Origin of the sequence: Salinivibrio sp. HTSP (assembly GCF_003390965.1) — a bacterium.
In the GTDB taxonomy this organism is placed as follows: Bacteria; Pseudomonadota; Gammaproteobacteria; order Enterobacterales; family Vibrionaceae; genus Salinivibrio; species Salinivibrio kushneri.
Window position 1 is genome coordinate 1 of record NZ_PXUD01000058.1, and the last position, 11,450, is coordinate 11,450.

Annotated in this window: 10 protein-coding genes; 3 read left to right on the forward strand and 7 right to left on the reverse strand. The window is 50.2% G+C overall.

The features are described 5' to 3' along the window. Positions 1–102: 102 nt before the first annotated feature. The 7 genes from C7A19_RS11280 to C7A19_RS11310 form a co-directional block, all read right to left on the reverse strand. Positions 103–288, reverse strand: a complete 186-nt coding sequence (locus C7A19_RS11280) for a hypothetical protein (RefSeq protein ID WP_077487017.1) — start codon at positions 286–288, stop codon at positions 103–105. Positions 289–443: 155 nt separating this feature from the next. Continuing rightward, on the reverse strand, positions 444–665 hold the full coding sequence (locus C7A19_RS11285; RefSeq protein WP_069362228.1) for a FeoC-like transcriptional regulator: 222 nt from the start codon (positions 663–665) through the stop codon (positions 444–446). Beyond that, positions 616–2,943: a Fe(2+) transporter permease subunit FeoB gene (gene feoB, locus C7A19_RS11290; protein WP_116644915.1), complete on the reverse strand. Its 2,328-nt coding sequence runs from the start codon at positions 2,941–2,943 to the stop codon at positions 616–618. The genes C7A19_RS11285 and feoB overlap by 50 nt, the downstream gene beginning before the upstream one ends. Then, positions 2,943–3,170, reverse strand: a complete 228-nt coding sequence (locus C7A19_RS11295; RefSeq protein WP_069362230.1) for a FeoA family protein — start codon at positions 3,168–3,170, stop codon at positions 2,943–2,945. Before C7A19_RS11295 ends, feoB begins: the two co-directional genes overlap by 1 nt. A 223-nt stretch (positions 3,171–3,393) precedes the next feature. Further along, entirely contained in the window at positions 3,394–5,766 is a 2,373-nt protein-coding gene (locus C7A19_RS11300; RefSeq protein ID WP_116644916.1) for an ATP-binding protein, read from the reverse strand. Between the two features lie 173 nt (positions 5,767–5,939). Further along, entirely contained in the window at positions 5,940–6,950 is a 1,011-nt protein-coding gene (gene ltaE, locus C7A19_RS11305) for a low-specificity L-threonine aldolase (protein WP_116644917.1), read from the reverse strand. Between the two features lie 168 nt (positions 6,951–7,118). Next, the gene (locus tag C7A19_RS11310) at positions 7,119–8,162 is read right to left on the reverse strand and encodes a spermidine/putrescine ABC transporter substrate-binding protein (RefSeq protein WP_116644918.1); all 1,044 of its coding nucleotides are present in this window, start codon (positions 8,160–8,162) and stop codon (positions 7,119–7,121) included. A gap of 297 nt (positions 8,163–8,459) precedes the next feature. Here C7A19_RS11310 and C7A19_RS11315 point away from each other — a divergent pair, with 297 nt between their 5' ends. The 3 genes from C7A19_RS11315 (at position 8,460) to C7A19_RS11325 (ending at position 11,171) form a co-directional block, all read left to right on the forward strand. Continuing rightward, a complete protein-coding gene (locus C7A19_RS11315; RefSeq protein ID WP_077458636.1) occupies positions 8,460–9,755 on the forward strand; it encodes an FAD-binding oxidoreductase in 1,296 nt (431 codons plus the stop codon). Positions 9,756–9,876: 121 nt separating this feature from the next. Continuing rightward, positions 9,877–10,485, forward strand: a complete 609-nt coding sequence (locus C7A19_RS11320; RefSeq protein ID WP_102505171.1) for a 2OG-Fe(II) oxygenase — start codon at positions 9,877–9,879, stop codon at positions 10,483–10,485. Between the two features lie 116 nt (positions 10,486–10,601). After that, complete coding sequence (locus C7A19_RS11325; protein ID WP_116644919.1) at positions 10,602–11,171, forward strand: alpha-ketoglutarate-dependent dioxygenase AlkB; 570 nt, start codon at positions 10,602–10,604, stop codon at positions 11,169–11,171. Positions 11,172–11,450 lie beyond the last annotated feature (279 nt).

Genomic DNA, 11,450 nt, shown 5'->3' on the forward strand with positions numbered 1-11,450 from the left:
CTCGGCGTTCGCGCTGTGCCGGTTCAAGTCCGGCCCGGGGCACCATTAATGAACAAGACGGCGACCTGTAGGGTCGCCGTTTTTGTATGTTTTGTTCCGTGCTCAGTCTGCACGTTGTGCTTCACCATTTTGCAGAAAATAGACCGCACTCCGCGTTGAATTTACACCGCGAGCCTCGATATCGTCCATTTCGGTTGGTTCCGTCACCCCAATATGATTTTTAAGCACTTGCTCACCAGAGCCAGGCTGGTACTGTGCCTCGCTTGATTGGGTTTGATAACGACTCATGGCTTACACCCTCACATCGCTCTCTTTTTATCATAGAACAGCGTGCTCAAGGAGGTATAGTGAGGTGCATCAACGTTAGGGGAGGGCGAGAGAAGACGGTAGGTAATAAAAAGGCAGCTTAAAAGCTGCCTAGTAAAATGGCGATGGCTACGATGCTATATAATGCTGAAGCATTGTATTTCATTCTGATGTGCCAAACGGTAGTGGATATCTTGCGGATCCTTACGCCCCGATTGTCGAATAACCACCCCGCGTTTGACCCAGGTTGCCATCATGGCGTCGATTCCATCAGGACTGATCCCGTATTGGTTGGCGAGATCGAGGCGACTAATGACACCCGCCTGAATGACACTGGCTTTGAGCTTTTGCAGGATCATAGTAGGTCTCCTTAAACCAATGGGGATGTTTGCCGACATAGCGCATGAGTGCTACCACGACAATCAGTAAGGCACAAAGGCCAGTGATGTAGAGTGTGGCTGGCGTGGTGGCGACACTCAACTGACTGAATTGGTAGCATAGCGTGGCACCGCTTATCGCTAGCAGCATTGACCAGCTCGCCACAAACAGGGCAAACCGGCGACCAAACTCACGTGTGTAGGCACCTAGAGCGGCAACACATGGGGTATAAAGCAGGATAACAATAAGATAAGCCATTACGCTGGCGGTGCTAGTGAATTGACGGTGCAAATTATCAAACGTTGTCATACTGACTTCTTGCGCTTGTGCGGCGGCTTCGGTGTTTTCAATCTCACCAACGTCAATAGCCAATGGGTCGGTATAATCAATGCCAAATAAGTTTTCCGGAATGCTCTGAACCGCTTCGACCAGCGCTTCTCCCAGTGTGGCCTCTTCTTCCGCTTCTTCGCTGGGCGCATAAAGGTTATTCAAGGTGCCGACCACCGCCTCTTTGGCAAACAGGCCCGTCACCAACCCGACGGTAGCAGGCCAATTATCCTCTTCAATCCCGATAGGTGATAGGGCCGGCGTGATCACTTGTGCTGTTTTCGACAGGACGGAAGACTCGCTGTCTTCGTGTCCGAACGACCCATCGGTGCCCAAAGAGTTAAAGAAGGTCAGAATGGTTACCACGATAACAATGGTTTTACCGGCACCCAGAACAAATCGACGCAGCTTTTGCCAGGTATTGCTCATCACATGGCGCACACGCGGCAGTTCGTAGTCTGGAAGTGTCATCAGCAGGCTTTCACTATGCCCTGGATAAAGGGTATGACGCAGTATTAGGCCGGTGATGATCGCAGCAATAATGCCAAGTAAGTAGAGGCCGAAAACAAGGTTTTGACCATTTTGTGGGAAAAACGCCGCGGCAAAGAGGGCGTATACCGGAAGGCGGGCGCCACAGGACATAAATGTCGCCATCGCGGCTGCGGTTTTGCGCTCGTGAACCTGTTCTAATGTGCGCGTTGCCATCACGGCAGGAACGGTACAGCCAAAGCCGAGGATTAAGGGCACAAAGGCTTTGCCCGGTAACCCCATTTTTTGCATTAAACCGTCTAATAAAAAGGCGGCACGTGCCATGTAACCTGTGCTTTCTAATACCGTTAAAAATAGGTATAAGCCTGCAATAACAGGAATAAAGGTGGCAACAGTTTGAATACCTCCTCCGAGGCCATCGGCGAGAATAGTGACAATCGCCGTCGGCAGTATGCCGTCAAGAAGCTGATGGGTACCATCGACAAGTATCGCGCCGGCGGCAATATCGAAAAAGTCGATAAAGGCGCCGCCAATGTTGATGGCAAACACAAACATCGCATAGAGGACAGCAAGCAAAATAGGTAGTGATAAAAAGGGGTTGAGAAGGACCTTATCTAACTTTTCGGTATTATTGCGACTGAGGTGGCGAAGCTCGCGGCGAGCCTGGTGAACCATGTCACGAATCGCACTGTAGCGCGTATCCGCAATGGCGATGTCAGTATCTAAGTCTGAAAGGGCTTGGTTTGCGATCGTAAACTGCTGCTGGTCAGCCTCGGTGCTACCATCAGGCAAGCGGCCCCGCTCCAAGCACTCAAGCAGGTGCGCGCGTTGATTCACTTGTGCAGCGGCTGCATGAAGAAAACGGGCGCCAAGCTGGCTTTGAATCCAGTTCTCTAATGCCGCACCGTAGTTCAGATACATTGCCTCACAAACGGGTAAATGGGTGGCCAGGTGGGCGAGTTGGTGGCGCAATGTGTCGACGGTCGCTGGCTGGCATGCGGTGACGGTTAACACGGGACAACCCAGCATCGTTTGTAATTTGGCGGTGTCGAGTTGTTGACCATTACGATCAAGCAAATCCATTTTGTTAATCACCACCACCATAGGAACACCGCGTTCACGCAGTTGAAGGGTGAGGTATAGACCGCGCTCTAGGCAATTGGCGTCTAAGACATTAATAATAAAATCGTTCTCGCCGCTATCGATGGCGTAAGTGGCTATTTGCTCATCAATACTGGCGTCAAAGCCTGCGTTTAGTGCATAAAGGCCGGGTAAATCGGTGAGTTCACACTCGGTGTGGTCGAGGCTCAGCGTACCGACTTTTTTATCGACAGTGACGCCCGCCCAATTTCCGACTTTTTGTTGTGAGCCGGTGAGCGCATTAAATAAGGTGGTTTTCCCGCAGTTTGGGTTGCCTGCAAGTACAATGCGGCGTGAACTCATCAGATTACCTCCACATCAATCAGTTTGGCGACTTCGCGACGTACGATCAGTTGTTCACTGTCGAGGCGGATCTGAAGTGGATCACCCAATGGCGCGCGCCTGACAAGCTCAACGCCGGTGCCTGGAATCACACCCATGACCGCGAGACGATGACGAACAGACGCGGGCACATGATGGACACTGGTAATACGCGCGGATTGGCCGCGACCAAGTGTGGACAGTTTCATAGTGCAAGATCCAAATAAGAATGGTTTTCATTGCATATTACGCTTAAAAACTGCTCTGTTTTTTGCGTAGGATCAAGTTAAGCGGCGAGCGGAGAGCGTGAGATGTGTCACAACAAAGTAAAGGGTTGATATGGCGAATGATATGTAAGTGCCGCGAAAAAGCCGGAATAAAAAAGCGGCCGATTGGCCGCATTCAGTATTGAGTTAGGCTGATGGGTGTCGATTATTTTTGGGGTTGATGTGCCGCTCGCTGGTGATTCAGTTTGTCGATCGCGATGGCTAACAGTCCAGACCCGTTATCACTGTCAGGGCCAAAGCCTGCGGCCTGTCCCGCTAATAAAGCCAGGGCGTCACTGACATGTGAGACGGCATAGACGTGAAACTCGCCTTTTTCTACCGCCAGTACCACATCTTTGCGGAGCATCAGGTTTTGGACATTGGCAGTAGGAATGATCACCCCCTGGGTGCTGCTTGGGCCTTTTAGGGTGCAAACATCAAAAAAGCCTTCGATTTTTTCATTGACTCCACCAATGGGTTGCGCTTCACCGAACTGATTCATCGACCCCGTAATGGCAATGTCTTGTCGAAGTGGGACATCCGTGATCGCAGAAAAAATCGCGCAGAACTCCGCCATGGAAGCACTATCGCCATCCACACCGCCGTATGATTGCTCAAAGGTAAGATGGGTTTTGAGTGGGATGGTGTCCGTTTTTCCTAGTAAATTCGCCAAGTACGCCGATAAGATCATCACCCCTTTGGAGTGAATACGGCCGCCGAGTTTGACACTTCGCTCGATATCCAGCACTTCTCCTTCCCCAAACGCCGTGGTCGCGGTGATGCGGTTGGGTAAGCCAAAGCTGTAATCCGATGTGCTCAGTACCGACAGGCCATTGATTTGACCCAGCGCCGCGCCTTGTGTGTTGATCAGTGTGACGCCGTTTTCCACATTCTGCATCATGCTGTCACGCAAGCGGCTCACGCGCATATTGCGGCTGGCGAGCGCTTTTTCTACATGCAGGGCACCAATACTGTTTGCGTTAGCGTGATTCGCCCAATAATTAGACTCGCGCAACAGGTTAGCAATATCGGCGGAGTGCAATGATAAGCGGTTTTGATCCTCGGCTTGTCGCGCACTGTGCTCAATAATACGCGCAATGGCGCTGCGACTGCAGTGGAGCAAATGGCTGTCATGAATAATGCTTGAAATGAACTTGGCGTATTGCTGCTCGGTGCTCTCTGTGCGCGGCATGTCATCTTCAAAATCCGCGGTGACCCTAAACAGCTCAATAAACTCCGCATCGTAGCGTTGGAGTAGCTGATAGGTTTGGTAGTCGCCAAACAAAATGATTTTAACATCCAGAGGAATCGGCGCCGGATCGAGAGACACGGTCCCGCTTAAGGTCACTTCTCGCTCCAGAGCGCTCACACTCAACTGGCGGCTACTGAGAGCCCGTTTGATACCATCCCATACATAGGGCTTCTCGAGGACTTTAATGGCATCCATCAGTAATACGCCGCCATTGGCGCGGTGAAGGCTGCCTGAACGAATCAATGAAAAGTCGGTAAACACCGTGCCTTTAAACGTGGCATTCTCAACATAACCGAACAGATTGTGGTAGCTAGGGCTATCCTCAACCACGATCGGCGCTTGTGCGTCATTTTGACTGACTAACACATTGACTTGGTAGCGGCGAGGGAGTTTTTTATCCAGCGCCGCATACGCAAGTGCAGCTTGCTCCTCACTGTCTTCAAGGAAAATATCAAGGTGCTCGAGCATGTCAGCTTGCATGGCGTCTAAAAAGGCTAAAATGTCAGGCAAGTCAGCAAACTGTTTTTTAAGCGGTGCCATTTGGGTGGCGATGACGTCTTGAGCGATATCCTCGTCCAAGGCTTTTTGCTTTTCCGCGTACTCAGATTCCCATTCGCCAAGTTGGCGAACAATACCTCGCAGTTCCGTCTCCAACTTATCGATGACTTTGCCAAAGGCCATCTGCTCGTCTTGCGAGAGGGCGTCAAAGGTCTCCTCGGTGTGAGGCTCCTCGCCGTTTAAGGCCACAAATTGGTAATCACCCTGGGGCGTGATGGTCAAACTCACACTGTTTTTCTCTGCCGTGTCACTCAAGCCTTGAAGCACACTTTGCTGGCGCTCTGTGAGTTGGTTTTTGAGTGTTTCTGCCCGCTGGTAATACATTTCGTTGTCAAACGCCATGGGCAGGGCGTTGGCCAGTTTGCCCATCAGTTGCTCAATGTGCTTTTTGAGTTCACTGCCTTTACCCGCAGGCAACTTCAATACTTCTGGTGCGCGCGCCTCTTGAAAATTAGCGACATAACACCAGTCATAAACCGGTGACTCACTTTGCCAGTGTTGGTTGAGGTAGCGCATCATCATGGTGCGTTTGCCCAGTCCATTTTGGCCAATGGCATAGATGTTGTAGCCCTTCTCTTTGATGGACATCGCGAACTCAACCGCATGACGAGCACGATCTTGGCCGACAATCTCGTCAAGCGGCGCAAGGTGTTTGGTTGAAGTGATGTCACTGTGCTTTAAGCTGGACTCACGGTATAAACGATCGCTTTTTAGCGGAGTGATAGCCATAGCGCTTCCCATATTGGCATTGTGTCGGTGATTATTTCAGTGTAGCGGCTGTAAGTGATTGTTTTAGTGACCTTGGTGGAGAAAGCTGTGATGGGGTCACAGTTTTGAGTTGTCTGATGGTTTTGTGTACAAAACGGGCCATTAGGCCCGGTGCGATCGTACGTTGGAACGGTTTAGTGAGAGGCCTTAATCGCGGCGATCAGGGTATCGATATCCGCGCGGCAGATGTCTTTGTGTGTCACCAAACGGGCTGGTTTGCCAGACAGAGAGACGCGGATCTCTTTTTCCATCAGCCGCATTTGCAAGCGTGTATGATTGATTGTTTCGGCCACATCGACATAAACGATGTTGGTTTGCACAGGATAGCCGCTAGTGGAAAAGCCGTTCAGTTTTTCCAGCTCACTGGCGAGGTAATGCGCATTCGCATGATCCTCCGCCAAGCGTTCTACGTTTTCGGTCAGTGCTTTATAGCCAGCAACCGCCAATATGCCCGCTTGACGCATGCCGCCACCGAGCATTTTACGAATACGCCGGGCTTTACTGATCAGGGCTTTCGAGCCGAGTAGCAGTGAGCCGACAGGTGCGCCTAATCCTTTGGATAGACAAATTGTCATCGAGTCAAAGTGACAACTGATCGCCTTAATGTCCACTTCTAGTGCGACAGCCGCGTTGTAAACCCTTGCGCCGTCAAGGTGTAGCTGTAGTTGATGTTGGTCGCAAAATGTTCGCGCCTTGGCTAAATAGGACAGAGGTAAGACTTTACCACCTATGGTATTTTCCAAGCTCAGCAGCTTAGTGCGGGCAAAATGAAAGTCATCGGGCTTGATAGCCGCCGCGATTTTATCGAAAGACAAGGTCCCATCTGGGTCATTGTCAATGGGCTGGGGTTGAATCGAGCCCAATACGGCCGCACCGCCTGCTTCATATTTGTAATTGTGCGCTTGCTGACCACACACATACTCATCACCGCGCTCGCAATGCGCCATCAGGGCCAATAAATTGGCTTGGGTTCCCGAGGCGGTAAAAAGTGCAGCTTCAAAACCGTGTCGTTCAGCCGCCCATGTTTCCAGCGCGTTAATGCTTGGGTCGTCGCCATACACATCATCGCCGACAGGGGCGTTAGCCATGGCGTCTCGCATGGATGCATCGGGTTGGGTCACGGTGTCAGAGCGAAAGTCAATCATGGAATAACGTCCTTGTCGTCAGTGATTTAAGTGAATTAATGCGTGTTTACGTCTGAGCATAGCAAAAACCCATTGACTAAAAATAGTGACAAGCGTGAGATATTGACTTAGATAATAAAAAAGGCCTCGTATGAGGCCTTGGGGAAAATTGTTATCACATACGCGCGATTAGCTTTTCAACATCTGCCAGTATTTTTGATAGATTTTCACCGCTTCGCCGACATCATTGGTGAACTCACCTTTGTTCACCGCTTTATCAGATGGGAAGATGGTGCTGTTCTCTTTTAGCTCGGCCTCTAAGTACTCAGCCGCGTTGGTGTTCGGGGCTGGATAGCCAAATTCTTCCACCAGTTTCGCCTGATTTTCAGGGCGATACATAAAATCGATAAACTGGTGTGCCAAGGTCTTGTGTTCGGCGTTTTTGGGGATGATAAAGTTATCCATCCATAAGATCGCCCCTTCTTGTGGGTAGACGAACTCAATGCCTTCGATTTCTTGTTGCGCCATGTAAGCATTACCGTTCCATTGTTGGCCAATGCTCACTTCACCGGTTACAAATGGCACATGCGGTGCATCAGAGTTATACACCACCACGTTGTCGCGCAACTCACGGAGGTATTCATAGGCTTGCTTAATTTCAGCCTCTTCGGTGCTGTTAATGCTATGACCTTGCGCTTTCAACGCCATGCCAAACACATCACGCACATCATTCAAGAGCATGACTTGGCCGTTGAAGTCGTCGCGCCATAAGTCTGCCCACTTGGCCACTTTACTGCCATCGACATAATCACTGTTGTAGCTAATGCCAGTCACACCAAACACATACGGCAGCGAATAGTCATTATTTTTGTCAAAAGGTTGACCCAGTAGGCCTGGGCGCAGGTTGTCAAAATGACTGATTTGGCTCTTATCAATGTTGGCGAGCATTTCTTCATTGACCATTCGCTCAATGAAATAGGTTGAGGCAAATGCCAGATCGTAGCCTTCGCTATTCAGGAGTTTGAGCTTGGCATACATGGCTTCATTGCTCTCAAACGTCGAGTAATTCACGTCGACTTGATACTCCTCTTCGAACGCTTCAATCACGTCCATTGGCATGTATTCTGCCCAGTTATAGAGGTTGAGTACCTTATCGTCTGCATGAACGGCGCTTGCAAAGAGGGCTGAAAGCGCAAGTGTTGTGGTGGTGATTCCGTGAGACATTTTTTTCATTGTCATGATCCTTCAATGGCTGACTGGCCGAGTACACGTCGAGCGCATCATATTGTACTTGACCTTAGTGTCAACGAGTTTTTTTACCAACCTTGATTGGGGGCAATACCTTGCTAACGTTAGCATATCGGTTGCCATCTCCCCCAAATGGCCGGGTAAAGTGACGAGAATAATAGCTTGCCAGAGAGGGAGGACAGTGCCAGTATTTGCCGCCTCTGAGCGTATGATGGCGCGAAACCAGACTGCTGGTTTTTTAATACTTTTTCTTTTTTGGTAACAAGAGTAACCATTGAGAGCATGGTCAAGACGGTTCGACCTGATAATGACTTCAACGCGGCGACAAATTACTATGTTGCAACCCAAAACCAAACGCTGTCATTTCCTACACTGGCAGGCACACAAGAGGCAGATGTGTGTATTATTGGGGCGGGTTTAACGGGCCTGAACGCCGCCATTGAATTACGACAGCGTGGCTATAGTGTCACCGTTCTAGACGCACAAACAGTGGCATGGGGAGGGTCTGGCCGCAATGGTGGTCAGTGTCTCGTGGGGTATTGCCTTGGGCTGAGAGAAGTTGATGAAACCTATGGGCAAGCGTGGGGCAAACAGTTGTGGGACTTGTCGGTGGAAGCCGTTGATATCGTTCGCGAACGGATCCAGCATCACCAGATTGACTGTGATTTTCAACCGGGCTATATCGAGCTTGCTTTAAACGAAGCGCAACAAAAAGAGCTGCAAAGCTGGCATGCATTAAAGCAAGGGCGTTATCAATACCCAGACGCCCAGTGGTGGGATAAAGCGCAAGTGGCGGAGGTTGCAAATACTGACCGCTATTTAGGTGGATTATACGATCCGAATAGTGCGCACATTCACACGTTAAACTACACGCTAGGCCTCGCTCGTGCCGCGGCGCAAATGGGGGTGAAAATCTATGAGCACACCCCTGCTACACGTTTGGTCAAAGGGCAACCTCATGCGGTGATCACACCTCAAGGTCGAGTGAATACGCCCCGCGTTTTGCTTGCCTGTAACGCGTATCTAGAGGGTTTACACCGCCAAGCACAAGCCAAGGTTCTGCCTGTTGCCTCGTTTATTGCTGTGACCGAACCGCTTGGTGAGCGTATGCCAATTACCAATCGCATGGCGATGTCGGATCTCAACAACTGTTTAGACTATTTCCGTCCCACGGCAGAGGGACGCTTATTGTTTGGTGGCGTCAATCATCCGTTTAATCGCGAGTATAAGGATTCGGCGCAGCGGCTCCACCATCGGATGACTAAGGTTTTCCCTCAACTGGGCCAGGTAAAGATGGACTATCACTGGGGCGGAATGTTTGCTGTGACGCGTAGTTATATGCCGCACATTGCGCATTTAGGCCATGATATTTATACCGCACATGGATATACGGGGCATGGCGTTGGGTTAACCAATATTGCGGGACGAGTGGTTGCCGAGGCCATCGATGGCCAAGCCAGTCGTTTTGATGTGTTTGCTCGCCTCAAACATGGCTGGATACCCACGCCAAAAATGCTACGTAGCCCAGCGCTGGCGCTCGCGATTTGGAAAGCAAAACTCGAGGATTTGCTCGGTTGATATGTTGAGAGAGAGTGACGCTATCGATGAGTTATGCTTATGGTCACGATAAACAACGCATGTTGTCCTGCCGGTTAAACGCAGTAAGGTAACGTCTCCATTTCTAGGCGGAGACAAGTGGTTGAGCAACCTGGCTATCATCGATGATATTGCGACACATGGACTCAGTGTGTGTGACGGATTTTTGTCAGCGCAAGAGGTGCATGACTTACACACATGCCTGCCCGCCCAATGGGCGCAAGCCACGATTGGGCGCGAACAAAAACAGCACACTAATACGCAAATTCGTCGGGATAAAATTCACTGGTTAGAACGAGGGCGCCAGCCTGCCGTGGATGCATTATTAGCAAAAATGGCCGATCTTCAGCAGGCATTCAATCGTCACCTTTTTTTGGGGCTATTTGAATATGAAGCGCATTTTGCTAAGTACAACCCTGGTGACTTTTATGCCAAACATTATGATGCCTTCGAAGGGCGCTCAAACCGTAAAGTGACCACCGTGTTGTATCTTAATGAAGATTGGTCTGAACAAGACGGAGGCGAAATCGTCATTTACAACCCCGACGGTAGCCATCGACAAACGTTATGGCCGAAAGCGGGACGATTGGTGACGTTTTTATCCGAAGCTTTCCCTCATGAGGTGCTTCCCGCCAAAAGACAGCGTTTTAGTATTGCCGGCTGGTATCGATTGAATGGTATGAGCGGGCAGCGCGTTGATCCAATCCGCTAACGACAGCCATACTCACTGTCTAACAGTATTGAACGAGGCAGTGTTTTATGGCTCGCTCTCCCGAGCAACAAAGTTTCTTTTCTGATGCGGCATTTGATAGCCACCCGATCACTGATATGCCTGATGCTCAGGTGGATTGGTGGCCTGAGTGGTTATCAGCGGGGTGTGCAGACACATTGTTCTCAACCTTACTCGCGCAAACCCCCTGGCAACAATTGCCGATTTCGTTGTTTGGCCGCACCGTGATGCAGCCACGTCTATTGGCATGGTATGGTGATCATCCCTACACCTACAGCGGACTCACGCTTCAGCCGCTGCCTTGGACACATCCCTTGCGCCAACTCAAAGGCTGGGTAGAGGCGCAGTGTCAGACTTCCTTTAACACTGTTCTGTTAAATCGCTATCGTAGCGGCAGCGATTACATGGGGTGGCACCGAGATGATGAGCCTGAGCTGGGGGAGCAACCTACCATTGCCTCTGTCAGTTTAGGCGCGAGCCGTCGTTTTCTTTTTCGCCATCCTAAGCGGCAAGAAAAGCGTGAGGTTTTATTGAATCACGGATCCTTGCTGGTGATGAGAGGCACAACCCAAACACATTGGCAGCACAGTTTGCCGAAAACGCAAAAGCCAACGAGTGAGCGAATCAACTTAACATTTCGTTGGATCAATAATGATAGCGTCACTTAATAGCTTTTGCGTGCGTCGATGTGTATTGGGCAAAAAACCACGAGCTAACACGAGATGTTTTAAGAGGTTAGTGAGAACGAGCACAAGAAAATGCCTAAAACAACAGCAAGTTGGGTGTTTTTTGATGTTTTCGTTTGCAAAACAGGCAGGTGACACTTTTTTTAAATAATAAGTGTTGACTCGATCACGTTAATCCGTAGAATGCCTCCCCGTACTCAAGAGGCAGCAGCGTTAAGGCGCGTTGGCAGAGTGGCTATGCAGCGGATTGCAAATCCGTGG

Bases quoted from the DNA above. Each gene is read 5' to 3' on its own strand.
- C7A19_RS11325 (WP_116644919.1), top strand. From the start codon at position 10,602: ATGCCTGATGCTCAGGTGGATTGGTGGCCTGAGTGGTTATCAGCGGGG.
- C7A19_RS11295 (WP_069362230.1), bottom strand. From the start codon at position 3,170: ATGAAACTGTCCACACTTGGTCGCGGCCAATCCGCGCGTATTACCAGT.
- C7A19_RS11300 (WP_116644916.1), bottom strand. From the start codon at position 5,766: ATGGCTATCACTCCGCTAAAAAGCGATCGTTTATACCGTGAGTCCAGC.
- C7A19_RS11285 (WP_069362228.1), bottom strand. From the start codon at position 665: ATGATCCTGCAAAAGCTCAAAGCCAGTGTCATTCAGGCGGGTGTCATT.
- C7A19_RS11315 (WP_077458636.1), top strand. From the start codon at position 8,460: ATGGTCAAGACGGTTCGACCTGATAATGACTTCAACGCGGCGACAAAT.
- ltaE (WP_116644917.1), bottom strand. From the start codon at position 6,950: ATGATTGACTTTCGCTCTGACACCGTGACCCAACCCGATGCATCCATG.
- C7A19_RS11280 (WP_077487017.1), bottom strand. From the start codon at position 288: ATGAGTCGTTATCAAACCCAATCAAGCGAGGCACAGTACCAGCCTGGC.
- feoB (WP_116644915.1), bottom strand. From the start codon at position 2,943: ATGAGTTCACGCCGCATTGTACTTGCAGGCAACCCAAACTGCGGGAAA.
- C7A19_RS11310 (WP_116644918.1), bottom strand. From the start codon at position 8,162: ATGAAAAAAATGTCTCACGGAATCACCACCACAACACTTGCGCTTTCA.